Source organism: Streptomyces luomodiensis (genome assembly GCF_031679605.1).
In the GTDB taxonomy this organism is placed as follows: Bacteria; Actinomycetota; Actinomycetes; order Streptomycetales; family Streptomycetaceae; genus Streptomyces; species Streptomyces luomodiensis.
In genome coordinates this window covers 1484624-1509899 of record NZ_CP117522.1, presented here as the reverse complement: position 1 = coordinate 1509899, position 25276 = coordinate 1484624, and the positions used below count along the sequence as shown (strand labels likewise).

The 25276-nt window shown below is 74.5% G+C and carries 23 protein-coding genes and 2 pseudogenes; 13 read left to right on the top strand and 12 right to left on the bottom strand.

The annotated features are described in order from the left end of the window. Positions 1-51 precede the first annotated feature (51 nt). Positions 52-1086 carry an asparaginase gene (locus tag PS467_RS06285; RefSeq protein WP_311034374.1) on the top strand — a complete coding sequence of 345 codons (1035 nt, stop codon included), beginning with the start codon at positions 52-54 and terminating at the stop codon, positions 1084-1086. 35 nt (positions 1087-1121) lie between these two features. On the opposite strand, the gene PS467_RS06280 is transcribed toward PS467_RS06285, so the two are convergent. Then, positions 1122-2432, bottom strand: coding sequence for a GAF domain-containing protein (locus tag PS467_RS06280; protein WP_311034373.1), 1311 nt, complete (start codon positions 2430-2432; stop codon positions 1122-1124). Between the two features lie 98 nt (positions 2433-2530). Next, positions 2531-4993, bottom strand: coding sequence for a SpoIIE family protein phosphatase (locus PS467_RS06275; RefSeq protein WP_311034372.1), 2463 nt, complete (start codon positions 4991-4993; stop codon positions 2531-2533). 403 nt (positions 4994-5396) lie between these two features. Here PS467_RS06275 and PS467_RS06270 point away from each other — a divergent pair, with 403 nt between their 5' ends. Continuing rightward, positions 5397-6305, top strand: a complete 909-nt coding sequence (locus PS467_RS06270; protein ID WP_311039772.1) for an SCO4651 family lipoprotein — start codon at positions 5397-5399, stop codon at positions 6303-6305. 40 nt (positions 6306-6345) lie between these two features. Here PS467_RS06270 and PS467_RS06265 read toward each other — a convergent pair whose 3' ends face one another. From PS467_RS06265 to PS467_RS06250, 4 genes are all read right to left on the bottom strand, one after another. Beyond that, positions 6346-6594, bottom strand: a complete 249-nt coding sequence (locus PS467_RS06265; protein ID WP_268970477.1) for a DUF5133 domain-containing protein — start codon at positions 6592-6594, stop codon at positions 6346-6348. Between the two features lie 81 nt (positions 6595-6675). Next, on the bottom strand, positions 6676-8202 hold the full coding sequence (locus PS467_RS06260; protein WP_311034371.1) for an FAD-dependent oxidoreductase: 1527 nt from the start codon (positions 8200-8202) through the stop codon (positions 6676-6678). Positions 8203-8244: 42 nt separating this feature from the next. Then, positions 8245-8775: a hypothetical protein gene (locus tag PS467_RS06255; RefSeq protein WP_311034370.1), complete on the bottom strand. Its 531-nt coding sequence runs from the start codon at positions 8773-8775 to the stop codon at positions 8245-8247. A gap of 973 nt (positions 8776-9748) precedes the next feature. Next, positions 9749-11203 (bottom strand): serine hydrolase domain-containing protein, encoded by a 1455-nt coding sequence (locus tag PS467_RS06250; protein WP_311034369.1) that lies wholly within the window; start codon positions 11201-11203, stop codon positions 9749-9751. 218 nt (positions 11204-11421) lie between these two features. Between PS467_RS06250 and PS467_RS06245 the strand changes: the two genes are divergently transcribed. Beyond that, positions 11422-12522: an enoyl-CoA hydratase/isomerase family protein gene (locus PS467_RS06245; RefSeq protein ID WP_311034368.1), complete on the top strand. Its 1101-nt coding sequence runs from the start codon at positions 11422-11424 to the stop codon at positions 12520-12522. Positions 12523-12982: 460 nt separating this feature from the next. Here the strand turns inward: PS467_RS06245 and rpsN are convergent, their stop codons facing one another. Together rpsN and rpmB are read right to left on the bottom strand one after the other, a co-directional pair. Then, positions 12983-13288 (bottom strand): 30S ribosomal protein S14, encoded by a 306-nt coding sequence (gene rpsN, locus PS467_RS06240; RefSeq protein WP_311034367.1) that lies wholly within the window; start codon positions 13286-13288, stop codon positions 12983-12985. Beyond that, the gene (rpmB, locus tag PS467_RS06235) at positions 13288-13524 is read right to left on the bottom strand and encodes a 50S ribosomal protein L28 (protein WP_311034366.1); all 237 of its coding nucleotides are present in this window, start codon (positions 13522-13524) and stop codon (positions 13288-13290) included. The genes rpsN and rpmB overlap by 1 nt, the downstream gene beginning before the upstream one ends. Before the next feature lie 94 nt (positions 13525-13618). Between rpmB and rpmG the strand changes: the two genes are divergently transcribed. The 4 genes from rpmG to rpsR are packed head-to-tail and all read left to right on the top strand — an operon-like array spanning position 13619 to position 15501. Next, on the top strand, positions 13619-13783 hold the full coding sequence (gene rpmG, locus PS467_RS06230; protein WP_009719228.1) for a 50S ribosomal protein L33: 165 nt from the start codon (positions 13619-13621) through the stop codon (positions 13781-13783). Positions 13784-13788: 5 nt separating this feature from the next. Then, positions 13789-14046: a type B 50S ribosomal protein L31 gene (locus PS467_RS06225; RefSeq protein WP_268970469.1), complete on the top strand. Its 258-nt coding sequence runs from the start codon at positions 13789-13791 to the stop codon at positions 14044-14046. Then, positions 14043-15209, top strand: a complete 1167-nt coding sequence (locus PS467_RS06220) for a GTP-binding protein (RefSeq protein ID WP_311034365.1) — start codon at positions 14043-14045, stop codon at positions 15207-15209. Before PS467_RS06225 ends, PS467_RS06220 begins: the two co-directional genes overlap by 4 nt. 49 nt (positions 15210-15258) lie before the next feature. Beyond that, positions 15259-15501 (top strand): 30S ribosomal protein S18, encoded by a 243-nt coding sequence (rpsR, locus tag PS467_RS06215; protein ID WP_268970467.1) that lies wholly within the window; start codon positions 15259-15261, stop codon positions 15499-15501. 102 nt (positions 15502-15603) lie between these two features. Here rpsR and PS467_RS06210 read toward each other — a convergent pair whose 3' ends face one another. Continuing rightward, positions 15604-16407 carry an SDR family NAD(P)-dependent oxidoreductase gene (locus PS467_RS06210; protein ID WP_311034364.1) on the bottom strand — a complete coding sequence of 268 codons (804 nt, stop codon included), beginning with the start codon at positions 16405-16407 and terminating at the stop codon, positions 15604-15606. A gap of 85 nt (positions 16408-16492) precedes the next feature. Between PS467_RS06210 and PS467_RS06205 the strand changes: the two genes are divergently transcribed. Beyond that, positions 16493-17344, top strand: a complete 852-nt coding sequence (locus tag PS467_RS06205) for a helix-turn-helix transcriptional regulator (RefSeq protein ID WP_311034363.1) — start codon at positions 16493-16495, stop codon at positions 17342-17344. A 101-nt stretch (positions 17345-17445) separates the two neighbouring features. After that, positions 17446-18456, top strand: coding sequence for a cation diffusion facilitator family transporter (locus PS467_RS06200; RefSeq protein WP_311034362.1), 1011 nt, complete (start codon positions 17446-17448; stop codon positions 18454-18456). Between the two features lie 41 nt (positions 18457-18497). On the opposite strand, the gene PS467_RS06195 is transcribed toward PS467_RS06200, so the two are convergent. The 3 genes and pseudogenes from PS467_RS06195 to PS467_RS06185 form a co-directional block, all read right to left on the bottom strand. After that, positions 18498-18857, bottom strand: coding sequence for an ArsR/SmtB family transcription factor (locus PS467_RS06195; RefSeq protein ID WP_311034361.1), 360 nt, complete (start codon positions 18855-18857; stop codon positions 18498-18500). 130 nt (positions 18858-18987) lie between these two features. Then, positions 18988-19407 (bottom strand): annotated as a pseudogene (locus tag PS467_RS06190) (heavy metal translocating P-type ATPase); the annotation flags it as partial. Positions 19408-19420: 13 nt separating this feature from the next. Next, positions 19421-19680 (bottom strand): annotated as a pseudogene (locus tag PS467_RS06185) (ArsR/SmtB family transcription factor); the annotation flags it as partial. 378 nt (positions 19681-20058) lie between these two features. On the opposite strand from PS467_RS06185, the gene PS467_RS06180 reads away from it, so the two are divergent. From PS467_RS06180 to PS467_RS06165, 4 genes are all read left to right on the top strand, one after another. After that, on the top strand, positions 20059-21348 hold the full coding sequence (locus tag PS467_RS06180; RefSeq protein WP_432280544.1) for an MFS transporter: 1290 nt from the start codon (positions 20059-20061) through the stop codon (positions 21346-21348). Between the two features lie 79 nt (positions 21349-21427). Continuing rightward, on the top strand, positions 21428-22399 hold the full coding sequence (locus PS467_RS06175; RefSeq protein ID WP_311034359.1) for an NAD-dependent epimerase/dehydratase family protein: 972 nt from the start codon (positions 21428-21430) through the stop codon (positions 22397-22399). Between the two features lie 75 nt (positions 22400-22474). Then, a complete protein-coding gene (locus PS467_RS06170) occupies positions 22475-24151 on the top strand; it encodes a carbamoyltransferase family protein (protein WP_311034358.1) in 1677 nt (558 codons plus the stop codon). 68 nt (positions 24152-24219) lie between these two features. Continuing rightward, on the top strand, positions 24220-25266 hold the full coding sequence (locus PS467_RS06165) for a glycosyltransferase family 2 protein (protein ID WP_311034357.1): 1047 nt from the start codon (positions 24220-24222) through the stop codon (positions 25264-25266). The last annotated feature ends 10 nt before the right edge of the window (positions 25267-25276 follow it).

The window sequence follows — 25276 nt, the reverse complement described above, 5'->3', positions numbered from 1 at the left end:
CGTGACCACCCCGACCGCGCCCTGAACACCCCCGACCACGAGAGCACCACCATGAACATCCCCCTCGGACGGACCCTCGACGCGACCCGCCGCACCCCCGCCGAGCCCCCCGCCATCCGTGAACCCCGCCATGTGCCGCTCGCCCATGTCGTACGCGGCGGGGTCATCGAGGGCGTCCACCACGGCTCGGTCGTCGTCCTGGGCGCCGACGGCCGGGTCGAGTTCCAGGCCGGCGACATCGACGCGGCCTTCTACCCGCGCTCCGCGCTCAAGCCCGTCCAGGCCGTCGGGCTGCTGCGGGCCGGGCTGCCGCTGGAGGGGGAGCTGCTGTCGCTCACCGCCGCCAGCCACTCCGGCCAGCGGCGCCACCTGGACGGAGCGCGCCGCATCCTCGACCGGGCCGGGCTCACCGAGGCCGATCTGCGCAACGTCCCCGACCTGCCGTACGGCGCCGCCGAGCGCGACGCCTGGCTGCGCGACGGCGGCGAGCCCACCCGGCTGGCCCAGAACTGCTCCGGCAAGCACGCCGCGATGCTGCTCACCGCCCAACTGCGCGGCTGGCCGCTGGCCGACTACCTCGACCCGGCCCATCCGCTGCAACGGCTGATCGCCGAGACCGTGGAGGACCTCACCGGGCAGCGCGTCGCCCGGGTCACCGTCGACGGCTGCGGTGCGCCGCTGTTCTCCGTCTCCCTGCGCGGGCTCGCCACGGCCGCGGCACGGATCGCCTCGGGCGCGGCGGACACCCCCGAGGGCCGGGTGGCGGCCGCCCTGCGCGCCCACCCGGACATGGCGTCCGGCAGCGACCGGGACGTGGCCCGGCTGATGCGCGCCGTACCGGGTCTGATCGCCAAGGACGGCTTCGAGGGCGTGCAGATCGCGGCACTGCCCGACGGCCGGGCCGTCGCCGTGAAGATCGCCGACGGTGCCGACCGCGCCCGGATGCCGGTGACCGCCGCGGCCCTCGCCCACTGCGGTATCGACCCCGGTGCCCTCACCGAGTTCGCCACCACGCCCGTGCACGGCGGCGGGGTCACCGTCGGCTGTCTGCACCCCACCGCTCTTCTGGCCCCGCCCGCCGCCTGACGGCGCCCCCGATTAAGAGACCGAGGCCCCGATCCTCAGAAGAGGGAGCGCGAGCCGCGCAGCCGGGCGACGGCCGGGGCGGAGCTGAACGGGAGCAGTCCGGCGGGGCGGTCCGGGGCCGCCACGTCGATGCGGACGCTCTCGGCGATCCGGTAGGGGCGGTGCGCCAGCACCGCCCCGACGCGTCCGCGCAGCCGGGACACCGTGGCCCGTACGGTCACCGTCCGCGTCGCATCCCCGAACAGGTCCTGGGCCAGCTGCGCCGCCGTGCGCCCCTCGGGGTGCGCGGCGAGCACCAGCAGCACCTCCGCGTGGCGGGCGCTGAGCTCATGCGTCCAGGTGCCCGACGGCCCCGAGAAGGTCAGGGTCCAGCGGTGCGGCTGGCGCAGGTCCAGCAGCAGATGGCCCCAGATGGCCGGATCGCCCCCCTCAAGGGTCTCGCCGTCCAGCACCCGCAGCAGATGGCCGCCGGGCAGCGGCTCCACCGCGCACGCGCCGAGCCCCGGCAGCCACACCGGCCCGTCGTACGGCGCCTTGGGCAGCGGCAGCCGGCGCTCACGCGGGGTCACCCCGGTGACCCCGGCGACCCAGCCGTGCCGGTCGACCACGACGGCCTTGCCGCGGACCCGCGCCAGGAGGGGCGCGGCGACCGCCCGCAGGCCCTCCAGCTCCCGGCTGTGGGCCAGCCGCAGTTCACCCTCGGCCCACCGGGCGGTCGCGGTGACCAGCGAGAGCACCGTCGGATGGGCGGTCCCGGCCGGGCCGCTGATGTCGACGACGCCCAGCAGCCGGCCGTCCCGTGCGTCGTGCACGGGGGCGGCGGCACAGCTCCAGGTGTGGAAGGCGCTCACGAAGTGCTCCGCCGAATGCACCCGTACCGGGGATCGCACGGCGAGCGCGGTGCCGATGCCGCTGGTCCCGGCGACGTCCTCGGCCCAGTGCGAACCCTCGACGAGCGCGATGCCGTCGGCCTGCCGGCGGACGCCCCGATGGCCGTCGATCCACAGGACGCGGCCCTCCGCATCGGCGATGATCATGATGTGGCCGGCCGCCTCCGCGGCCTCCAGCAGCCCGCTGTGCAGCGTGGGCAGCACCTCGGCCAGCCGGGTCTGCCGCCTCCGCAGCTCCAGCTCGTCCAGGCCCAGCGGCCGCGGGGCGCGGCCGTGGTCGGGGTCGAGGCCCAGGCGCAGCATCCGGTCCCAGGACGCGCCGATCACCGGGCGGGCGGGCAGCGGAAGCCGCCCCCGGCTCAGCGCCGCCTCGCGGATCACCGCCATGAGACGGGCCGATTCGGCGGGGCTCAGCGCGGCCAGGGGACCGGCGTCGCGTGGGTGCTGGATACGCATGGATGGCAGCCTTCAGCCTCTGCTGAACCGGGCTTCGTCGTCCCGCGATTGTAGTGAAGCCGTCCCGAGGGAGCGGCCGCCTGGCAGCCGGACCCTGGCTACAGGGCGGACGTGGCCACCTCGGCCCAGATGGTCTTGCCGGTCTCGGTCTGGCGGGTGCCCCAGCTCTCGGTCAGCTGGGCCACCAGCAGCAGTCCGCGGCCGCCCTCGTCGAAGCCGCGGGCCCGGCGCAGATGCGGTGCGGTACGGCTGCCGTCGGAGACCTCGCAGATCACCGCCCGGTCATGGATCAGCCGCAGCCCGATGGGCGGCGTGGCGTGCCGGATGGCGTTGGTGACCAGCTCGCTGACCACCAGCTCCATGGTGAAGGCGGCCTCCCCGAAACCCCATGCGGCCAGTCGCTCGGCGGCGTCCCGGCGGGCGCGGGCCACCACGGCCGGGTCGTACGGCAGCTCCCAGGTGGCCACCCGGTCCGCGTCCAGGGCCCGGGTGCGGGCCAGGAGCAGGGCGACGTCGTCGGTGGGGCGGCTGGGGAGCAGTGTGGCCAGCACCGCCTGGCAGAGGCCGTCCAGCGAGTCCGCGGGCTGGGCGAGCGTGGTGCGCAGCGTGCCGATCGTCTGGTCGACGTCCCGGTCGTGGGACTCGATCAGACCGTCGGTGTAGAGGGCCAGCAGGCTGCCCTCCGGCAGTTCCAGGTCGACCCTCTCGAACGGCAGGCTGCCCAGGCCCAGCGGCGGTCCGCCGGGCAGGTCGAGCAGGGTGGTGGTGTGGTCCGGCATCACCAGTACGGGCGGCGGATGCCCGGCGCGGGCCAGGGAGCAGCGGCGGGAGACCGGGTCGTAGACCGTGTACAGACAGGTCGCGCCGATCTCCCCGCCGTCCTCCTCCGTCACGCCCGCACCGTCGGCACCGCTCTCCGCCTCCTCGGACAGCCGGTTCACCAGATCGTCCAGATGGGTGAGCAGCTCATCGGGGGCGAGATCGACATCGGCGAGGGTGCGCACCGCGGTCCGCAGCCGGCCCATGGTGGCCGACGCCTGGAGGCCATGGCCCACCACATCGCCGACGACCAGGGCTACCCGCGCGCCCGACAGCTGGATGACGTCGAACCAGTCGCCGCCCACCCCGGACCGGTAGCCGGCCGGCAGATAGCGGGAGGCGACCTCCACCGCGGCGCTCTCGGGCAGGGTGCGCGGCAGCAGACTGCGCTGAAGGGCCAGCGCGGTGTGGCGCTCGCGGGTGTACCGCCGGGCGTTGTCGACGCAGACGGCGGCCCTGGCCGTCATCTCCTCGGCGAGCAGCAGATCGTCCTGCTCGAACGGTTCGGGGCGGCGGTGCCGGGAGAAGACGGCCACGCCGAGGATGGCGCCGCGGGCCCGCAGCGGAACGGCCATCGTCGAATGGAACCCGAACCGCCGGATCATGGCGGCCCGCTCCGGCGCCTCGTCGGCCCATCGGGCGACGGCGGGATCGGCGACCTTGTTCAGCATGCCGCGCTCGGCCTTCAGACACTCGGCCTCGGGGGAGAAGTCGGGGTAGGCGGCCACCTGCCCCAGCTGCACCACGGCCTCCGGGCAGCCCTCGAAGACCGACCGGATGGCGACCCGGCGCAGCAGCACCCGGCTGCCCGGCGGGCCGGGGCGCGGTTCGCCGCCGTCGTGCACCGCGGGCAGCAGATCGACCACCGCGAAGTCGGCGAGCGCCGGGACGGCGACATCGGCCAGCTCCTGCGCGGTCCGGTCGATGTCCAGGGTGCTGCCGATGCGCACGCTGGCCTCGTTGAGCAGCGTCAGCCGCCGCCGGGCGGCCCGCTGGGCGGTCGTGTCGAGGGCGGTCAGCGCCACGGCCGCCACCCGCCCCAGGGGGTCGCGCAGCGGCGAGACGATGGTGGACCAGGCGAAGAGGCGGGGGTCGCCGGGCATGACCGTGGACAGCTCCAGGCACTGCTCGTCACCCGTCTCCAGCACCCGCCGGATCGCCTGCTCGGCCACCTCGGACTCCGGACCGGGCATGATCTCCGAGATCCGCAGGCCCCGCATCTCCTCCTGGGCCAGCTCCATCACCTGCTCCATGTCGCGGTTGGCCCAGCGCAGCCGCAGCCCGGCGTCGTAGACCGCCATCGTGCACGGCGCCTGGAGGAAGGAGCGCCGCATCAGCTCCTCGTCCTCCTCGGCGGTGTGTCCGGCGCGCGGCGGGGCGGAGACGATCAGCCACTCGGGGGCCCCGGTCTCCGAGGTGCGGCGGTGTGCCAGCAGCCGCACGTCCAGGGTGGAGCCGTCGTGGCGCAGCAGGGTGGCCCGGCCGTTCAGCCGGTTGGGCGGGGAGGCCGAGCGCAGCGCGTTGCGCACCTTTGCGCGGGCGTGCGAGGCGTCGTGGAGCAGATCGGCCGCGGGCCTGCCCACGATGTCGGCGGGGCGGTAACCGAGCAGCCCACGGGCAGCCTCGTTCCACCGCGTGACGATGCCGTGCTCGTCGACCGTGGCCCTGGCGGTGGCCTCCTCGCCGAGGAGATCGCCCGACCGGACGGACCGCTCGTCCCGCGGGGTGTCCGGTCGCGTCATGTCGTCATCTCACCCTTGCCCCGGACTTCCGCCGGGAGCGGGGCGACGCCCCACCACGGCGCCCTCGGCGGAGAGTGAACCAATGGCCGCGTCTTCGAGTATGCCGACGGGGAGAGGTGTCGGCACACGGTGCGCGGCGCTGCGGTCGGGGAGCCGCCGGCCAGGAGTCGACCGGGAACTCGTACACCAGCTGATGCCGTCCGGCCGGGACGACGACGTCCGCCGTTCCCACGGCCCGATCGCCACTGTAGTACGTACGCTCCAGCGCCTCGACCACGGAAAACCCCGCGGCGATCTCCGGCTCCTCCGGGCCGGTGCCCGCGGGTGACTGTCGTCGGCTGCTGGTACTGTCCCGGAGCACAAGAAACGAACAGAAGTTCCGCAAGGGGTGGGGTTCATGGCCATGGTCGTACATGAGAGACATGGCGCGGGGCGCGGCAAGGGACACGGCGCGGGCACCAGGGCGGCCGGTGCCGTCCTCGCCGGCGTGCTGCTCTGCGGCGGCGCGGTCGGCTGCGGGTCCTCCGGGTCGGACGACAAGTCGGCGGAGACGTCCTCGGAGCAGGTGCGGATGGCGCCGGCGGCGGCCGTACGGGCGGCCGCGAAGAAGAGCGAGAAGCTCACCTCGTTCCGCTACCGGATGACCGGAACGACCCCCGAGGACGGGCGGATCGAGGGCGAGGCGGCGATGAGCACCAAGCCGGTCGCGGTCAGCATGAAGATGCGCGCGGTCGGCCAGGGCGCCGACGCGGCGGTGGAGATCCGGCTGCTGGACGGGGCGATGTACCTCAACGGGGGCAAGGAGGCCGCCGGCGAGCTGGACGGCAAGAGCTGGCTCAAGTTCGACATGTCGGCCATGGACGAGAAGCAGACCGGCGCGCTGAGCGGCGGTTCGCTCTCCCGCCAGGCCGACCGGAACCCGGCCGACGACTCGGCCTTCCTCTCCGGCGCCGACGATGTGAAGCGGGTCGGCGAGGAGACCATCGACGGGGTGCGCACCACGCACTACCGGGGCACCATCACCCTCAGCCAGATGCGCAAGAGCCTGAAGGGCGAGGACGCGGCCACCCGCGAGCGCCGCGAGAAGAGCCTCAAGGCGTACGAGGAGATGGGGATCGACCGGATGTCCATGGACATGTGGGTCGACCCGGACGGCCACACCAAGCGGTTCCGCATGCGCGGCAAGGGGGACAAGGGCCCGCTCGACATGACCATGACCTTCTCCGGTCTCAACGAGCCGGTCACCGTGAAGGCGCCGCCGGCCGACCAGACCATGGACCTCTCCGAGCTGACGGAGGGCGTCGAGGGCTGATCCGGCCGGGGCGCCCGCACCGTGGGCGGGTACACCGGGCTCAGGCGCCCGGTGTGCCCGCCCCGGCCGTGAGGGCCGAGTCGTCCTCCACCCGGGCGCCGGGCAGCTGGTGCCGGGCGGCGATGAGGGCGGCGTCCACATCCCGTGTCCCGGTGGAGACGCACAGCGTGTAGGCGAGGTCGTCCATCCGCTGCCGTACCTCGGTGCCGCCCGACTCGGCGTGCAGCATCCGGAGCGTTTCGTACTGCTCGATGAGGTTCTGAAGGACGACCGGGTGGGCCATCAGCACGGGAGTGGTCCTTTCTCAGCCGACGGGGTGACGCCAGCGCGTGTACCCGGACGGCCCGGGGCCATGTGCTGTCCGACCGGATCAGATGTCGCGCCGCTCCAGGGGCCGGTTGGCCGGGCCCTGGAGCACCCGGCCGTCGGTGCCGAAGCGGGAGCCGTGACAGGGGCACTCCCAGGCCCGCTCGGCGGCGTTGAACGCGACCAGGCAGCCCATATGGGTGCAGCGGGCCGAGACCGCGTGCGCCTGGCCGTCCTCGTCCCGGTAGACGGCACAGTGCCGCCCGTCCAGCCGGGCCACGGCCCCGGTGCCCGGCGCGATCCGGTCGACCGTCCCGGCGCGCGCGGTGCTGAGCCGGTCACCGATGAAATGCCGCCCGACCTGGACCTGATGGCCGATCAGCGCCGGGGCCTCGCGCAGCGCGGTCCGCAGCCGCCGGGGGTCGTACAGCCCGGCCCACGGCGGCCGCTCACCGCCGATCAGCGCGGTGAGCAGCCGGCCCGCCATGATGCCGCCGCTCAGGCCCCAGCCGCCGAAGCCCGTCGCCACATAGGTGTGGCGGGCGCCGGGGTGGAAGGGGCCGACCAGCGGCACGGTGTCGGTGGGGTCGTTGTCCTGGGCGGCCCAGCGGTGGGTGATCTCCACGCCGGGGAAGCGCTCCCGGGTCCATGCGGCCAGCCGCTCGAACCGTTCGGGGGTGTCCCCGGTGCCGGGCTTGAAGGACTCCCCGGTCACGATCAGCAGCCGCCGCCCGTCCCGGTACGGCGCGGTGCGCACCGACCGGGTGTGCCGCTCCGGGGTGATGTACGTGCCCTGGGGGTCCCGGTCGGCGGGGAGGGGAGCGGCCACCACGAGTTCGCGGTGCGTCGCGAGCCGGGCGAACAGCAGCGCCCTGTCGAACACCGGATAGTGGGTGGCGATCACCACGTCCCCGGCCGTCACCACCGCCCCGCTCTCCGTGGTGACCCGGCACGGGGTGCCCTCCGCCAGACCGGTGGCGCGAGTGTGCTCATGGATCCGCCCGCCGCGGGCGCGCAGATCCTCGGCGAGCGCCAGGAGGTATGCGCGCGGATGGAACTGCGCCTGATCCTCGATCCGGACCGCGCCCGCGACCGGGTACGGCAGCCCGGTCTCCGTCACGTACGAGGCCGGCAGCCCCGCCTCGCGGGCGGCCTCCGCCTCGGCGCGGACCTGGCCGGTGCGCGCCGGGTCCTCGACATAGGTGAACGCCGGGACCCGCTCCAGCTCGCAATCGATACCGAGCTCGGCCGTGACCGCCGCCACCCGCTCGACGGCATCGGACTGCGACCGCGCGTACAACCGGGCGCCCTCCGGGCCCCGGGTGCGGCGCAGCCGGTCGTAGACCAGCGTGTGCAGCGCCGTGAGCTTGGCGGTGGTGTGGCCGGTGACACCCGCCGCGATCCGGCCGGCCTCCAGCACGGCCACGCGGTACCCGGCGCGGGTCAGCTCCCAGGCGGTGGCGAGCCCCGCGACACCGGCACCGACAACCGCGACATCGACCTCCACATCCGAGGTCAGGGCCGGATGCGGGGCACCGGGCGGCGCGGTGCCCATCCAGTACGACTCGAACACTCCAGGAAGTTCACTCATCGGCCCCGAGTGCCCGCCGACGCCGCACCGAAGCGGGCACACCTACCCCGGGGCCCGGGAGGACAACAGCGCCGAGGCGGCCCGCGCGTGCAGCGAGTCCAAGGCGGTGAGCTGCCGCCCGGCCCGCTCCAGCAGATCGGCGAGCCGGTCCGTGCGCAGCCGGGTGTCATGGACGGCCACCGCGAGCAGCGAGCGCCACAGCAGCGCCTTGCCCTCCACCCCCATCCGCAGCGCCTCCAGCCCCACCAGCGTGTTCACCCCGGAACGCCGCCGTGGCCGACCACCCGGCGCCAGCCGGGTGGCACGCCCGGCCGCCCGCGCCGCGTAGACCTTGGCGCGCCGGACGGGGATGTCGAGCGAGGCCATGCACCACAGCAGTGACCTGCGGTCCTGGGCGAACTGCGCCGTGAGCCTCGCCAACTCGCCGCCGTACGCCGAGCGCCGGTGCCCACGGGTCATCCGCCGGGCCAGCACCAGCCCGGCGGTGGCGGCGGCCAGGTGGTCGTTGAGGTAGATCCCGAGCCACGGCGGCTCGGGGATGCCGCCGGAGCGGGTCGCGGCCGGTACAGCCATGGTCGTCCTCCCGACGCGGGCAGCGCGGTCACACCACGCACGAGTACCCCCCGCGCGCACGACCAAGAGCGTGCCACCGGCGGGGAGCCGCCGACGAGACGGGAGGGCGCGGGGCCGTGCCCGCCCCGCCCGGCGCCTGTGCCGCCGGGCGTACTTGGCACCGGGCAGGCGTCAGGTGCCACCGGGGGCGGTCGCCGACGAGGCGGGAGGGGGCGGGGGTCGTGCCCACCCCCGCCCGGCACCGGGCAGGCATCGGGTGCCGGGCGGGCGCGGCTGCCGACGAGGCAAGAGGGAACGGGGCCGCACCCGTGCCGCCGGGCGTACTCGGGGCCGGGCAGGTGTGCGGGGTCACCGGCGGGGAGTCGCTGACGAGGCGGGAGGGGGCGGGGTCGTGCCCACCCCCGCCCGGGGCCTGTGCCGCCGGGCGTACTTGCACCGGGCAGGCGTCAGGTGTCACCGGGGGCGGTCGCTGACGAGGCGGGAGGGGGCGGGGTCGTGCCCACCCCCGCCCGGCACCCGTGCCGCCGGGCGGACTCGGGGCCGGGCAGGTGTGCGGGGTCACCGGCGGGGAGTCGCTGACGAGGCGGGAGGGGGCGGGGTCGTGCCCACCCCCGCCCGGCACCCGTGCCGCCGGGCGTACTCGGGGCCGGGCAGGTGTGCGGGGCCGCCGGGGGGCGGTCGCCGACGAGGCGGGAGGGGGCGGGGTCGGAGGGGCGGGGTCCTGGACGCTTACGTGTATTTGTGGCGCCAATCTCCGGCCCACCTCACGTTCAACTGTCGTCGGCGCCGTAAATATACGGTCCAGGACCCCGCCCCGGAGGCCCCGCACCCGGCACCACCACCCAAGCGACCGCGCACCCCGGGGCAACCCCGTATCCGCCCCCGCGCAACTGACCGCGCACCCCGGGGCAACCCCGTATCCGCCCCCGCGCAACTGACCGCGCACCCCAGGGCAACCCCGGCGGCCGCCCGGTCAGTGCGGCCGCGGTGCGCGCAGGGAGCGCAGGGGACCCTTGTGCAGCGGCACCGTGCGCCACCGGGCGGTGAAGGCGCGGTCCGCGAGGGAGCAGGTGACCACCAGGTGGTGCGGGGTCTCCAGGAACGCCACGTCCACGGTCAGCGTGTCCGGGTCCGTCCAGCCCCCGCTCACCGCCGTGGGGACGGGCGCATCCGGCGCCGTGTCGGTCCGCCAGCCCGCTCCGTCGAACCCCACCTCCAGCCGGGACGCCCCCTCGGCCAGCGCGAGGCTCCACCCGCCGGTGCCGTCCTCGGCCACCGTGACCCCCGTCAGGGTCGGCTGATCGGCGCAGGCACCACCCGCGGGGGCGAACTCGGCGCCCGACCACGCGGCGGGGTCGGTGAGCGGCGCCGGCTTCGCCGCCAGGGGCGGGAGGGCGAGCCGGGACAGCCGCCGTTCCAGCGCGGCGTCCTCGTCCTCGCGGCCGGTGAGCGGCGCGTCGCCGAACGCGGGCAGCAGATGCTCCCACACCGCGTCCAGAAGGGCCTGCATCTGCACCGTGTCCGCCGTCGTGGCGATCACCACGTCGTGCTCGGGCAGCACCACGCAGAACTGCCCGTACGCCCCGTCGCCCCGGTAACCGTGCTCGGACATCCAGAACTGGAACCCGTACCCCCGCCGCCAGTCCGGCGCCGTGCCCTCGCCCATGCCCCCCTCGGTCGGGGTCTGCACCCGCGTCGCCTCGGCGACCCAGGAGGCCGGCAGCAGCCGCTCGCCCGCCCACTCGCCGCCGCGCAGATACAGCAGTCCCAGCCGGGCGATCGCGTCGGTGGTGGCGAACAGCCCGCTGAAGCCGAGGTCACGGCCGGCCGGCACTTGTAGCCAGGCCGTCTCGCCGATGCCCAGCGGGTCGAACAGCCGCGGCCGCAGGTATTCCGTCAGCGACTGCCCGGTCACCCGCTGGACGATCGCGGCCAGGGTGTACGTGGCGGGCTGGTTGTAGGCGAAGACGGTGCCGGGCGCGCGGTCCGGTGGAATCAGCAGAAAGCCCCGCACCGGCTCCTCCGGGTCGCCCCCGAACGCCCGCTCAAGGGTCTCCTCGGTGTGCCCGCTGGCCATGGCCGCGACATGGCGTACGAGCATGGCGCGGCTGCCCGGGTCGGTGATCTCGGCCTCGAACTCGGGGAAGTACGAGACCACGGGATCGTCGAGGTTCAGCAGCCCCTCGGCGGCGGCCAGCCCCGCGGCCGTGGAGGTGAAGCTCTTGCTGAGGGAGTACAGCAGATGCGGCCGCTCGGCGGTGTACGGCGCCCACCAGCCGGAGGCGATGAGCCTGCCGTGGCGCAGGATCATCAGACTGTGCGGTTCGATGTCCGGCGCGCCCTCGACGGCGTCGAGGAAGGCGTGGACGCCTCGCGCGTCCACGCCCTCGGCGGCGGGCGTACTGGTGGGCAGCGGATGGGGAGTCATCAGGCGGGTCCTCCGAGGTCGGTGGCGGACTGCGCCAACCCTTCCGGGCGGGGGCGGTGGGTGTCCAGAGGGTCTCGCGCGGCGGCGGCCGCCGCGCGCATCCGGGCGGCGGCCGCGATCCGGGCGGCTGTCGCGGGCCGGAAGCGCGTTGAGAGGATCGGCGGTGCCGGATCGGTAGAGATCCGCGAACGCACCAACGCCGGAAGGAACGAACGCCAGTGACCGACCCCGTGACCGACCCCGCGACCGACGCCGTGACCGTCCCCGTGACCGACGACGACGCCGTGCTGGCGCGCACCGAGGGGCGTGCCGGATATCTCACCCTCAACCGGCCCCGCGCCCTCAACGCCCTCACCCATCCGATGGTGACGCGGATCGCCGACTACCTCGCCGCCTGGGAGCGGGACCCGGCCGTGCGGACCGTGGTGATCGACGGGGCGGGGGAGCGGGGGCTGTGCGCGGGCGGCGACATCCGCATGATCCACCAGGATGTGACCTCGGGCGGGGGCGCGGCCTCCCGGGCGTTCTGGCGCGACGAGTACGTGCTCAACGCCCGGATCGCCCGCTACCCCAAGCCGTATGTGGCCCTGATGGACGGCATCGTGATGGGCGGGGGCGTGGGGGTCTCGGCCCATGGGAGCGTGCGGATCGTCACCGAGCGCTCCCGGGTGGCCATGCCCGAGACCACGATCGGTTTCGTACCGGACGTCGGCGGCACCCACCTGCTGTCTCGCGCACCGGGCGAACTGGGCACGCACCTGGCGCTCACCGGCGCGTCGGTGGGCGCCGCCGACGCCCTGCGCTGCGGGCTGGCCGACCACGTCGTCCCCTCCTCGCTGCTGCCCGCGCTCGCCCGGGACCTGGCCGCGGAGCCGGTGGCGGACGTCCTGCCCCGGTACGCCGTCGAAGCGCCGACCGGGACCCTGGACGGCCACCGGGAGTGGATCGACCACTGCTATGCCGCGGACACCGTCGAGGAGATCGTGGACCGCCTGATGGCCGTCGGAGAACCGGCCGCCAAGGAGACCGCCGAGACCCTCCTCGCCAAGTCGCCCACGGCGCTGAAGGTCACCCTGGAAGCCGTCCGCCGGGCGCGGGCGCTCGGCTCGCTGGAGCGGGTGCTGGCACAGGAGTACCGCGTCTCCTGCGCGGCCCTGTCCGGCCCGGACTTCGTCGAAGGCATCCGTGCCCAGGTGATCGACAAGGACCGCAGCCCCCGCTGGTCCCCGGCCGATCTCGCCGAGGTCACCGACGCGGAGGTGGCCCGCTTCTTCGCACCACTCCGGGACGGGGAACTCCGCATCGCCGACGCCTCGTAGCGGAGGCCCGGCAGCCGGATGCCCCGCCGGCCACGGCGGGGGAACCGTCGTCGGTGCGAGCGTAGAAATAGTGTGCCAAGCGGCCCACCACGGCGAAGTAGCCCACCGCGGCGGGCGGCCCACAGCCGCGAAGCAGCCCACTGTGGCGAAGTGATCCACCGTGGCGAAGCAGCCGACCGTAACCAAGCAGCCCGTCACGGCGAGGTGACCAACAGCGGCGGGTAGCCCACCGCGGCGGGCGGCCCGTCGCGGTGAAGCAGCCGACCGCAACCAAGCAACCTGCCGCAACCAAGCAGCCCGCCGCGGCGAAGTAGCCCACCCCAACCAAGCAGCCCGCCGCGGCGAAGTAGCCCACCCCAACCAAGCGACCCACCGCAACCAAGCAGCCCGCCACAAACAAGTGGCCCCGGCCCAAACAAGCAACCCGCCGCAACCAAGCGCCCCCCGCCCCAACCGGGGTTTACCAGCTGCTCTTGGTCACCCCGGGGAGTTCGCCCGCGTGTGCCATCTCGCGCAGCCGGATCCGGGACAGGCCGAAGGCGCGCAGGTGGCCGCGGGGGCGGCCGTCGATGGCGTCGCGGTTGCGTACCCGGGTGGCGCTGGCGTCGCGGGGCTGGCGGCGCAGTTCCCGCTGCGCTGCGAGCCGTTCGGCCGCCGAGGCCCGGGGGTCGGCGATGACCGCCTTCAACTCGGCGCGGCGCGCGGCGTAGCGGGCGACGATGGCCCGCCGCTGCTCATTCTTGGCGATCTTGCTCTTCTTGGCCATCAGACCTTCCCTCCCCGGGCGCGGATACGGGCCACGGCGGCCTCGATGCCGATCATGTCGACCGTCTTGACGGCCTTGGCGCTGAGGGTGAGCCGGACATGGCGGCCCTCGCTGGGCAGCCAGTAGCGCTTGCGCTGGATGTTGGGGTCGAACCGGCGCTTGGTGCGGCGGTGGGAGTGGGAGACGTGGTGGCCGAAGCCGGGCTGCCGGCCGGTGAGTTGGCAGTGGGCGGACATTCTTCCTCCGTTCGGTGGTGGTGTGTGGTGCGGATGTCGCGGCAGCGTAGCAGCTAGATGAAAATGAAAACCACTTCAGTGTATGCTGTGGCTCATGGCACGCAATGAACTACGTCCGATCATCAAGCTGAGGTCCACCGCGGGCACCGGCTATACGTACGTGACCCGCAAGAACCGGCGGAACGACCCGGACCGGATGACCCTGCGCAAGTACGACCCGGTCGTCGGCCGCCACGTCGACTTCCGCGAGGAGCGCTGACCACCATGAAGCCCGGCATTCACCCCGAGTACCGGCCCGTCGTCTTCCGCGACCGGTCCGCCGACTTCGCCTTCCTCACCCGCTCCACCGCCACCAGCGACAAGACCGTCGAATGGGAGGACGGCAACACCTATCCGGTCATCGACGTCGAGATCTCCGCGGCGAGCCACCCCTTCTACACCGGCACCCAGCGGGTCCTGGACACCGCCGGACGCGTCGAGCGGTTCGAGCGGCGTTACGGACGCGGACGGAGGGGCCGGTGAACGCGGACGAGACCCGGCTGCCCGTCGCGGTGGTGGGCGGGCTGCACGCGGATGCCCGCCGCGCCGCCGTCGAGGAGATCCTGCGCACCGTGCCCGGCTCGGTGGCCCTGCACCACGATCTCTCCGCCGCCACCGGCCGGGCCGTGCGCCGCACCGTGCGCGACGCCTCCGGGACGCTCGGCAGTGGCGAGGCGCCGCTGGTGAACGACTGCGCGTGCTGTGCGCTGCGCGAGGACATGGTCCCCGAACTGCTGCGCCTGGCCACCGGCGGCGGACACCGGCTCGCCGTGGTCGAACTGTGGGACTCGGTCGAACCCCAGGCCATGGCGGCCGTCATCGCGGCCGAGGGCGCCCCGCTGGAGCTGACCGGAGTGGCCACCGCGATCGATCCGGCCCTGATGGTGCCGTACCTCGCGAACGGCGACGACCTGGCCGAGGTGGGTCTCGCCGCCGCCCCGACCGATCAGCGCACCATCGCCGACACCTTCGCCCGGCAGCTGGAGTACCCCACGCTGATCGCCGTCGCCGAGGACCCCACGGGCGAGGAGGCCGCCGACGACGGTGACCATGCGCTGCTCACCCAGCTCACCCCGGGCGCCCGCCAGGTGCGGCTCGGCGAGGGGGCCCTGGGGCCCGCCCTGCTCCAGGGCTTCGACATCGCGGCGGCGGCCGCCCGTCAGCACCCGGCCTGTGCGCTGCTGCCGCAGGAGGGTGACGCGCACGGAGTGGCCACCGTGGTCTGGCGGCGCGAGCGGCCCTTCCACCCGCAGCGGCTCTACGCGGCGCTGGAGGACCTGACCTGCGCGGCGGCCCGCAGCAGGGGCCGCTTCTGGCTGGCCGACCGGGGCGACACCCTGCTGTCGTGGGACGCGGCGGGCGGGGCCCTGTGCGTGGAGTCGGCCGGTCCGTGGCTGGCCGCGCTGCCGGACGCCGCCTGGGAGATGGTGCCGGCCGAGCGGCGGGTCGCCGCCGCGCTGGACTGGCATCCCGACCACGGCGACCGCTGTCAGCACCTCACCTTCACCTCGCCCGGCCTGGACCGGGACGGGCTGCTGGCCCTGCTCGACTCCTGTCTGCTGACCGACGCCGAGTACGCGGCCGGGCCGGACGCCTGGAGCCGGCTGCCGCACGCCTTCGACGAACTGCTGGACCCGGTGTCCTGACCCGGGCCCGGACACCGTACGCACCGCACCAACAGACGAGGACCCGATGATGTCCCGACGCCCCCACCCCACCCGCCGGGATGCCCGGCGCGACCGTGTCAACCCGCTGGACAAGGCTGGTATCACCTACATCGATTACAAGGACACCGAACTGCTGCGGAAGTTCATCTCCGACCGCGGCAAAATACGCAGCCGCCGGGTGACCCGGGTGAGCCGCCGGCAGCAGCGCCTGCTCGCCCGCGCCATCAAGAACGCGCGGGAGATGGCGCTGCTGCCCTACGGATCGCGCTGACCCCTCACACCGACCCGCCGGCCTGCTGGCTCGCCGACCCACCGACCCGCCGACCCGCCGACCCGCCGACCCGCCGACCCGCCGGCTCGCCGGCCCGGTGGTTCAGGCGCCGGCGCCGCCGTCGACCGGCAGGATCGCGCCGGTCACGTACGAGGCGCGGTCACTGAGCAGCCATGCGGCCGCCTCGGCGATCTGCCGGGGCTCGGCCATCCGACCGAGCGGGATCGTCGCGGTCATCTGCTCGACGACGCCGGGAGTCGCCGCCTCCCAGGTGTCGATCATCTCCGTGGCGGTGCCTCCGGGGGTGATGCCGTTGACCCGGATACGGTCACCGGCCCAGTTCACCGCGGCGGTCTCGGTAAGGCTGTTGAGCGCACGCTTCATGGCGCCGTAGGCGGGCAGGGCGGGGTTCGCGCGGCGGCTGCCGATGCTCGAGGTGTTGACGATCGCCCCGCCGCCGCCCCGCCGCATGAGCGCGGCCTCGGCGTTCATGGCGGTCCAGTGCGAACGGAAGTTCACGGCGAACTGCTCGTCGATGTCCTCGTCGCTGGTGGTCTCGACCGGGCCGAACTGTCGCTGGGGGACCGCGCCGTTGTTGAAGGCGCCGTCGAGCCGGCCGTGGAGCTTTTCGACGTGGTCGACAGCGGTGCGGATGCTCGCGGGGTCGGCGAGGTCCAGGGTGACGGCGTCGGCGGTGCCGCCGTCGGCGCGGATCTCCTTCACGATGCGGTCGAGGGCGTCGGTGCCGCGGGCGGCGAGCACGACAGCGGCGCCCTCGGCGGCGAAGAGCCGGGCCGCGGCCGCCCCGATGCCGCGGCTGGCGCCGGTGATGAAGACGACCTTGCCGGTGAGCAGGCCGACGGGGGCGCCGTCGGTGGTGTTCGTGGTGTTCGTGGTGTTCGTCATGGCAACAGCGTTCGGCCGGCTGCCGGCCGGATACAGGCACAGGCAGTACCAGGATCCGCCGCCGGGCGGCGCGCACACTGGGCGCATGGACAAACAGGAGCTCGGGGCATTCCTCCGCAGCCGCCGCGAGCGGCTGCGCCCGCAGGACGTCGGCCTTCCCGCCGGCCCGCGGCGCCGCACACCAGGTCTGCGCCGCGAGGAAGTGGCGGTCCTCGCGCACATCTCCACGGAGTACTACGTCCGGCTCGAGCAGGGCAGGGCGCCGCGACCGTCGGGTGAGGTCCTCGCCGGGATCGCGGGCGCGCTGCGGCTCACGGACGCCGAGTCCGATCACCTCCACCTCCTCGCGGGCACCGCGCCGAACCGCACCGGACTGCACCGGCGCGACGTCCGCCCGAGCATCCTCACGCTTCTCGAGCGGCTGCCGCAGACGGCCGGTTTCGTGGTGTCCGCCGCGTTCGAGGTGCTCGCCTGGAACGACCTCGCGGCCGCGCTCCTGGAGGACTTCGCCCCCCTCACCCCCGAGGACCGCAACCTCGCCCGCCGGGCGTTTCTCGCATCGGCGCACGCCGATGCCACGCTCTACGGAATCTCCGACGCCGCGGAGTTCCGGCTGAGCGTCGTCGGGCAGCTCCGGGCCACCCTCGCCCGTTATCCGTCCGACCCCGCGGTGACCGGACTCGTCGACGAACTCCGCGACGGCAGCCCCGAGTTCGCCCGGCTCTGGGAGCGGCATGACGTGCAGGCCGCGCAGATGCTCACGAAGACCTTCCGGCACCCGGTCGTCGGGGAGATCACCGTCGACTGCGATGCGCTCGCGCTCACCGACCGCGACCAGCACCTGGTGCTCTACAGTGCGCCGCCAGGGTCCCCTGGCGCCGAGGCGCTGGCCCTTTTGAACGTACTCGGCGCCGAGGCCGGTGGTTTTGCGCGGTGACGGGGTCCCCGGCCGGCCTTCGGGTGGCCGCTGGTGCGGTCCCGAAAGCCTTCCGCGAACCGACTGGTGCATGCGTGCACTCGTAAGCACATAATGGCCGTATGGACTCCCACCGTCACGGAGGCCGGTCCCACCGGCGGCACCAGCTCGCGCATCTGCTGAAACCGCATGCGCACGAGTCGGCCGAGAAGGTCGACTCCGCGCTGGAGTCGTCGGCCGAGGGCATGCGCGCCCTGTGGCTCTCCCTCGCCGTCCTGGGCGCCACCGCGGTCCTCCAGGCCGTTGTCGTCGTGGTGTCCGGCTCGGTGGCGCTGCTGGGCGACACCGTGCACAACGCCGCCGACGCGCTGACCGCGCTGCCGCTCGGAGTGGCGTTCGTCCTGGGCCGCCGGGCGGCGAACCGCCGGTTCACCTACGGCTACGGCCGCGCCGAGGACCTGGCCGGGATCGTCATCGTGCTCACCATCGCCGCCTCGGCGGCCCTGGCCGCCTACGAGGCCGTGGACCGGCTGCTGCACCCGCGCGACCTCTCCCATCCGGGCGTCGTCGCGGTCGCCGCGGTCGTCGGTTTCCTCGGCAACGAATGGGTGGCGCGCCATCGCATCCGGGTCGGGCGCCGGATCGGCTCGGCGGCCCTGGTCGCCGACGGACTGCATGCCCGCACCGACGGCTTCACCTCCCTGGCCGTGCTGCTGGGCGCGGGCGGCGTGGCGCTCGGCCGGCAGTGGGCCGATCCGGTTGTCGGTCTGGTCATCACCGCCGCGATCCTGCTCGTCCTGGGGGACGCCGCCCGTGAGGTGTTCCGGCGGCTGATGGACTCCGTCGACCCGGCGCTGATCGACACGGGCGAGGCCGCGCTGCGCGAGGTCCCCGGGGTGCTAGGAGTGACCGAACTGCGGATGCGCTGGATCGGCCACCGGCTGCGCGCCGAGGTCGCGGTCGAGGTGGACGGCGGCCTGGATCTGCGGGCGGCGCACGAGGTGGCGGTCGGGGTCGAACACGCCCTGCTGCACGCGGTGCCCCGGCTCACCGCCGCCCTGGTGCACACCGATCCGGCCCCGGCGCCGGGCGCGGCGGACCCCCACCGCCTGCTGGCCCACCACACCGGGTGAGACGTTCCGGAGGGCGTGGCCGCGGGTCCGTGGCCTGACGCTCAGTCGTGCGGCGGGGCCCCGGTGACCGTGTGATCCGCGTGGTTGACGGCCTCGATGACCAGCCGGCGCAGATGGCCGTCGTGGAGTGAGTACACCGAGCGGCGGCCGTCCTTGCGCACCTGGACCAGCCCGGCCAGCCGGAGCTTGGCCAGGTGCTGGCTCACTGCCGGGCGGGCCGCCCCGCTGGCCTGGGTGAGGGTGTTGACATCGGCCTCGCCCCGGGCGAGGGACCACACCAGATGCAGCCGGGTCGGGTCGGAAAGCAGCGAGAAGACATGCGCGGCCGTGGCGAACTGCGCCGCGCCGCTGGGATGCGTATGCGACCGGGTCGCAGATGAGGAGGGTTCGCTGACCGGCATGTGCCCATCGTAGAGCGGCGGGCCGAGGGGGTCTGCCGCCCGGCCCGGACGCCGCTTGGCTCCCTGCGGCCTGGTGATCGGTCCTCGTGGCGGCGGGCCGAGGGGGTCTGCCGTCCGGCTCGCACGCCGCTCAGCTCCCCGCGGCCTGGTGATCGGTCCCCGTGGCGCCCGGCCAGGCGGAGGTGCGCAGCAGCGGCAGACCGTTGAGGCCCACCAGGACCGTGGAGCCCTCGTGGCCCGCCACGCCGAGTGGCAGCGGCAGATGGCCGAGCAGATCCCACACCACCAGCGCGCCGATGCACACACACGCGATGACCAGGTTCTGCGTGACCAGACGGCGGGCCCGCCGGGACAGGGCGACGACCGAGGGCACGGCGGCCAGTTCATCGCGGACGATCACGGCGTCGGCGGTCTCCAGCGTCAGGGCGGAACCCGCCCGGCCCATGGCGACACCGCTGTGCGCGGCCGCGAGTGCCGGGGCGTCGTTGACCCCGTCGCCGACCATCAGGACCCGCTCCCCGGCGTCCTCCCACTCCCGTACGGTGGCGAGGAGCTGGGCGACGGTTGTCGTAGAGGCTGTAGACGATCCTGCGGCCCTGGCGCGAGCCGGTGACCAGCCCGAGCGCGCGCAGCAGCCGGAGCTGGTGGGAGACCGCGGACTGCTCCATGCCGACCGCCAGGGGGCCTGGCGGAGCCGGGTGAGGATCATCGGCCGCGAGGGGGTGGCCAGGGCCTGGAGGGTGGCGGCGATGGTGGCGGCGGAGTCCGCGTCCAGATGCGCTGCCGGGGTGGTCTGTCGGTCGGCGACGAGGCCGTCTACCACATCGAGCACCTGCGGCTCGGCGCGCGCGACCTGCCGGCGCGGGCCGACCTCGACGCGGGAGTCTGAGCGGCGGCCGACCCGTTGTCGGCGATGTGCCGGAACAGCCGCTCTGACCAGGGAATATCCGGTATGTGAGGAAACCCACCCCGGTCCGGTTACGGGGATTCCGGGGCCGTCTGTGAGCATGGACGGTCGCCGACGAGCGGCAGCTCGCCCGCTGTCGGCCGGGCCCCGGACAGGGCCCTTGCCCGTGCCCCGTACCCGGAAATCCGGCGTGACCCCGCGATGACTTCCTCCTGCCTGCCGCCCCTCATACCCAGGCCCCGCTCCCCGGAGCGGGGCACGCGCACGCCGTGGCGCAGTCTGCGCCATCGCGGCATGCGGTGGTGGTCGGCGGCGAACCTGGTGTCCAACGTGGGCACCTGGATGCAGCTGACCGTGCAGAACCTGCTGGTGCTGCACATCACCGGCTCCGCCGCCACCACCGGGGTCTCCCTGGCCGTGCAGGCCGCCCCCGGGCTGCTCATGGGGCTGCTCGGAGGGGCGGTGGTGGATGCCTGGCCGCGCAAGCTGACCGCGGCCGTCAGCCAGGCGGTGCTGGGCCTCGTCGCCTTCGTCACGGCCGCGCTGGTCGCGTTCGACCTGCTCAACGTGGTCTCGCTGATGGTCCTCGCCGCGGTGACCGGCCTGGTCGCCACCGTGGACGCACCCGCCTGCGCCCTGCTCGGCAACGATCTGGTGCCCCCCTCCGACGTCCCTTCGGCGATCGCCCTGGGCTCCGTGGTCAGCAGCGCCGGCCGGCTCATCGGCGTGGCCTGCGCGGGTGTCGCGGTGGGCGCGCTCGGCACCGCGGCCGCCTACGCCGCCAACGGGCTGTCGTTCCTGTGCGTGACGGCCGTCATCCCCTTCCTGCGCCCCTACGGGGGCGGGGCCACCACCACCCCGGACCCGCCCGCCCCGCGACGGGAGCGGTTCTCCGGTGCCGGCGCCCGGGACGGGCTGGCCTTCTTCATGGGGCGGCCGCGGCTGGTCGCCCTCACCGTGATCACGGCGGTGAGCGCCGTCTTCGGGCGGAACTACGGGCTGACGCTCGCGGTGCTGGTCACCGGTCCGCTGGCCGGGAGCTCCCAGGACTTCGGAACCGTCGCGACCATGCTGGCCGTGGGCGGTATCGCGGGCGCGGTCCTGGCGGGACGGATGCAGCGGCCGTCCGTACGGCTGGTCGGCGCGCTCGCCGCCGCCGGTGCGCTGCTCCAGGCGGTGGCCGGGCTGTCGCCGGGGCTGCTTCCGCTGCTGGTGCTGGTCGCCCCGATGGCGGTGGCCGAGTCGGTCTCCGACACGGCCGGCGCCACGGTGCTCCAGACCGATCCGCCGCCCGGGATGCGCGGCCGGGTGCTGGGCGTCTGGCGTACCGCGCAGACGGCCTGGGGCCTGGCCGGTCCGCCCCTGCTGGGGCTGCTCATGGAGTGGGCGGGGCCGCGCGGCGCCCTGGTGACCGGCGGGCTGGTCATCGCGGCAGTGATCGGTGCGGGCGCGCTGGTGCACGCCCGGCGCGCCGCCGCCCGCCGCGTCTCGGCGCGGCCCGGCGATGTCGTTCCCGTGGAACCCGCGGCGGCGGCCCGCGCCGCCGGGCCGGTGCACTCCGAGGATCTTTCCCCCATCGGTTGACCGCCAGATATGCCCTGATTGCCTTCTTTTGCCGCGGGTACTGGGGGAAGGCCCCCATGCGCGAAGGAAGGGAATGGCCATGGAGCGTTTCGACTCCGTCGTCCCCGTCCGCACCTGGGCGCACGCCGTGGTCACCGGTGGCGCCGGGTTCGTCGGTTCGCATCTGTGCACGGCGCTGCTCGACCAGGGCGCGGCCGTGACCTGTGTGGACGACTTCTGCACCGGCAACCCGGACAACGTCGCCCACCTCATGGACCGGCCCGGTTTCACCCTGCTGCACGCCGACGTCACCAAGCCGTTCGAGGTGAAGCGGCCCGCCGACCTGGTGCTGCACTTCGCGTCCCCCGCCTCGCCCGCCGACTATCTGCGGCTGCCGCTGCACACCCTGGAGACGGGCAGCCTCGGCACCCGCAACGCCCTGGCCCTCGCCCGGCGCCACGACGCGCGCTTCCTCCTGGCCTCCACCTCCGAGGCGTACGGCGATCCGCAGCAGCATCCGCAGAACGAGCGCTACTGGGGCCATGTCAACCCGGTCGGACCGCGCAGCGTCTACGACGAGGCCAAGCGCTTCGGCGAGGCCCTGACCACCGCCGAGGCCGGCGCCAACGGCACGGACACCGGCATCGTGCGGCTGTTCAACACCTACGGCCCGCGGATGCGCGGACACGACGGACGGGCCGTGCCCACCTTCATCCGGCAGGCGCTGGCCGGGGAACCCCTCACGGTCACCGGCGACGGCACCCAGACCCGCTCGCTCGCCTACATCGACGACACCGTGCGGGGCATCCTCGCCATGGCCGGGTCCGACCTCCTCGGACCGGTCAACATCGGCAACGCGGACGAGATCACCATGCTGGACCTCGCCCAGAAGATCATCCAGCTGGCCGGGTCCCGCTCCACCGTCGAGTACATCGACCGCCCCGCCGACGACCCCGCCGTGCGCTGCCCGGACATCACCCTCGCCCGCGGCAAGCTCCAGTGGACGCCGGTCGTCCCCGCCGACGAGGGGCTGATCCGCACCATCGACTGGTTCCGGCACCAGGCCGCCTGATCCCCCGGCCCCCACACCCCCGCCGGTCCCGGCCGCCCCTTCGCCGCGGCCCCGGGCCGCCGAAAGGTCACGCCCATGCGCATCCTCGGCATCAACGCCCTCTTCCACGACCCGGCCGCCGCCCTGGTCATCGACGGCCGCACCGTCGCCGCCGCCGAGGAGGAGCGGTTCTCCCGGCGCAAACACGGCAAGCGGCCGGTGCCCTTCTCCGCCTGGGAGCTCCCGGAGAAGTCGGCCGCCTGGTGCCTGGCACAGGCGGGGCTGCGCCCCGAGGACCTGGACGCCGTCGCCTACTCCTTCGACCCCTCCCTCGCCCGCCCCGCCGAGGCCATGGGCCTGGACGACCCCTGGGACCGGCTGCGGATCACCTACGCCCGCCAGGCCCCCGGCTTCCTGCGTACCGCCCTGCCCGGCCTGGACCCCGACGCCGTGCGGTTCGTCCCCCACCACCTGGCCCACGCCGCCTCCACCGCGCTCGCCGCGCCCGGCGCCGATCCCAGCTCCGTCCTCGTCCTGGACGGCCGCGGTGAGGCCACCTCCCACCTCGCGGCGCGGCGCACCGGCGATCGGCTCGAACCGCTGCACGGCCAGCGGCTGCCGCACTCCCTGGGGCTGGTCTACGAAGAGCTCACCGAACACCTGGGCTTCCTGCGCTCCAGCGACGAGTACAAGGTGATGGCCCTCGCCTCCTACGGCACCCCGCGGATGCTCGGCGCCCTGCGCCGGTACGTGTACGCCACCGGCGACGGCGGTTTCCACGCCACCGGGGTGCCCTGGGCGGAGCTGTGCCCCGCGCTGCGCCCCGGCCAGGCGTGGTCGCGGCCGCACGCCGACCTGGCCGCCAGCGCCCAGGCGTGCCTGGAGGAGACGCTGCTGGACCTGGTCCGCTGGCTGCACGGACGTACCCATGACCGGACGCTGACCCTGGCCGGGGGAGTGGCGCTCAACTGCGTGGCCAACTCCCGCATCGCCCGCGAGGGCCCGTTCGACCGGGTCTGGGTGCAGCCCGCCGCCGGGGACGCGGGCACCGCGCTCGGCGGCGCCCTCTACCTCGGCGCGCTCGGCGGCGACCGGCCCGCGCCGATGGCCGGCGCCGACCTCGGGCGCCGCTGGTCGGACGCCGAACTGGAAGCCTGGCTGAAGACGGCCGCCGTGCCCTTCGAACGCCCGGCCGACGTCGCCGAGACGGTGGCCGAGGCGCTCGCCCGGGACGCGATCGTGGCCTGGTTCCAGGGGCGCTCCGAATACGGGCCCCGGGCGCTGGGCCACCGCTCGCTGCTCGCCCACCCCGGCCGCTCCGGCAACCTCGAGCGGCTCAACGACGTCAAGGGGCGGGAGCAGTTCCGGCCGGTCGCCCCGATGGTGCTCGCCGGGCGCGCGGCCGAGATCTTCGACGGCCCCCTGCCCAGCCCGTACATGCTCTTCGTGCACCAGGTCGCGCCGGACTGGCGGGACCGCATCCCGGCCGTGGTGCACGTGGACGGCACGGCCCGGATCCAGACCGTCGACCCGGCCGCGGAACCGTTGGTGGCCCGCCTGCTGAGCGCGTTCGAACGGCGCACCGGGCTGCCCGTGGTCGTCAACACCAGCCTCAACACCTCCGGCCGGCCCATGGTCGACGACCCGCGGGACGCGCTGGAGTGCTTCGGCTCGGCCCCCGTCGACCTGCTGGCGATCGGCCCGTTCGTGATCCGCCGCGGCGCCTTCTTCGCGGGCGGCCGTCCGGACACGGCCGCGCACGAGGCGATCTGACGACGAGAAGCGCCGACGGCCCGTCACGAGGCGGCCGACGGCCCGTCGCGACGAGGGAGGAGCCGGACATGACGGAAGCCGGAGAGCGGACGGACGCACCCGAGTACGCCGTGGTCATCCCGACGCTGGGCCGCCCCAGTCTCTCCGTGGCCCTGAGGGCGCTCGCCGACACCAAGGGCCCCGCGCCCCGGCGGATCGTCCTGGTCGACGACCGTCCGCTGGAGGACTGCACCCCGCTGCCCGCCGACATCCCCGCCGAACTCGCCCCCCTGGTGGAGATCGTGCCCGGCTGCGCCGCCGGCCCCGCCGCCGCGCGCAACATCGGCCGCCGGGCCGCCCCCGAGCCCTGGACCGTCTTCCTCGACGACGATGTCGTCCCCGGCCCCACCTGGGCCGACGACCTCGCCGCCGATCTGGCGGCGGCGGGCCCCGGCACCGCGGGGGTCCAGGCGCGGATCACCGTTCCGCTGCCGCCCGGCCGCCGGCCCACGGACTGGGAGCGCACCACCGCGGGGCTCGCCGCCGCCCGCTGGATCACCGCCGACATGGCGTACCGGCGGGCCGCCCTGGAGTCGGTCGGCGGCTTCGACGAGCGGTTTCCGCGCGCCTTCCGGGAGGACGCCGACCTGGCGCTGCGCATCATGGCCGCCGGCTGGCGGCTGGAGGTGGGATCGCGCCGCACGGTCCATCCGGTGCGCCCGGCCGACCGCTGGGTGTCGGTGCGCACCCAGGCCGGCAACGCGGACGACGTGCTGATGACCAGGATCCACGGACGCGACTGGTGGGCGAGGGCGGGCGCGCCGCGCGGCCGGCTGCCGCGCCATGTGGCCATCGCGGCGGCCGGTGCCGCCGCCCTCGTCGGCACCGTGGCGGGCCGGCGGCGGCCGGCCGCGGTGGGGGCGGCGCTGTGGCTGGCGGGCACCGCCGAATTCGCCCTGGCCCGCATCCGGCCGGGCCCGCGCACCCGGGACGAGATCACCACAATGGCCCTGACCAGCGCGGTCATCCCGGCCGTGGCCACCGGCCACTGGCTGGCCGGGCTGGTGCGGCACCGCTCGGCCGCCGTGTCACGGCGGCTTGGGACGGTGCGGGCCAGGGACCTGTGGCATGTGTAGCGCCCTGTCG

What these genes read in the sequence shown, in the direction of transcription:
- rpsR (WP_268970467.1), top strand. Translation starts at nt 15,259, where the DNA reads ATGTCCCGACGCCCCCACCCCACCCGCCGGGATGCCCGGCGCGACCGT.
- PS467_RS06205 (WP_311034363.1), top strand. Translation starts at nt 16,493, where the DNA reads ATGGACAAACAGGAGCTCGGGGCATTCCTCCGCAGCCGCCGCGAGCGG.
- rpmG (WP_009719228.1), top strand. Translation starts at nt 13,619, where the DNA reads ATGGCACGCAATGAACTACGTCCGATCATCAAGCTGAGGTCCACCGCG.
- PS467_RS06175 (WP_311034359.1), top strand. Translation starts at nt 21,428, where the DNA reads ATGGAGCGTTTCGACTCCGTCGTCCCCGTCCGCACCTGGGCGCACGCC.
- PS467_RS06165 (WP_311034357.1), top strand. Translation starts at nt 24,220, where the DNA reads ATGACGGAAGCCGGAGAGCGGACGGACGCACCCGAGTACGCCGTGGTC.
- rpsN (WP_311034367.1), bottom strand. Translation starts at nt 13,288, where the DNA reads ATGGCCAAGAAGAGCAAGATCGCCAAGAATGAGCAGCGGCGGGCCATC.
- PS467_RS06200 (WP_311034362.1), top strand. Translation starts at nt 17,446, where the DNA reads ATGGACTCCCACCGTCACGGAGGCCGGTCCCACCGGCGGCACCAGCTC.
- PS467_RS06255 (WP_311034370.1), bottom strand. Translation starts at nt 8,775, where the DNA reads ATGGCTGTACCGGCCGCGACCCGCTCCGGCGGCATCCCCGAGCCGCCG.
- PS467_RS06270 (WP_311039772.1), top strand. Translation starts at nt 5,397, where the DNA reads ATGGTCGTACATGAGAGACATGGCGCGGGGCGCGGCAAGGGACACGGC.
- PS467_RS06195 (WP_311034361.1), bottom strand. Translation starts at nt 18,857, where the DNA reads ATGCCGGTCAGCGAACCCTCCTCATCTGCGACCCGGTCGCATACGCAT.
- PS467_RS06275 (WP_311034372.1), bottom strand. Translation starts at nt 4,993, where the DNA reads ATGACGCGACCGGACACCCCGCGGGACGAGCGGTCCGTCCGGTCGGGC.
- rpmB (WP_311034366.1), bottom strand. Translation starts at nt 13,524, where the DNA reads ATGTCCGCCCACTGCCAACTCACCGGCCGGCAGCCCGGCTTCGGCCAC.
- PS467_RS06210 (WP_311034364.1), bottom strand. Translation starts at nt 16,407, where the DNA reads ATGACGAACACCACGAACACCACGAACACCACCGACGGCGCCCCCGTC.
- PS467_RS06280 (WP_311034373.1), bottom strand. Translation starts at nt 2,432, where the DNA reads ATGCGTATCCAGCACCCACGCGACGCCGGTCCCCTGGCCGCGCTGAGC.
- PS467_RS06260 (WP_311034371.1), bottom strand. Translation starts at nt 8,202, where the DNA reads ATGAGTGAACTTCCTGGAGTGTTCGAGTCGTACTGGATGGGCACCGCG.
- PS467_RS06285 (WP_311034374.1), top strand. Translation starts at nt 52, where the DNA reads ATGAACATCCCCCTCGGACGGACCCTCGACGCGACCCGCCGCACCCCC.
- PS467_RS06180 (WP_432280544.1), top strand. Translation starts at nt 20,059, where the DNA reads ATGCGGTGGTGGTCGGCGGCGAACCTGGTGTCCAACGTGGGCACCTGG.
- PS467_RS06250 (WP_311034369.1), bottom strand. Translation starts at nt 11,203, where the DNA reads ATGACTCCCCATCCGCTGCCCACCAGTACGCCCGCCGCCGAGGGCGTG.
- PS467_RS06225 (WP_268970469.1), top strand. Translation starts at nt 13,789, where the DNA reads ATGAAGCCCGGCATTCACCCCGAGTACCGGCCCGTCGTCTTCCGCGAC.
- PS467_RS06170 (WP_311034358.1), top strand. Translation starts at nt 22,475, where the DNA reads ATGCGCATCCTCGGCATCAACGCCCTCTTCCACGACCCGGCCGCCGCC.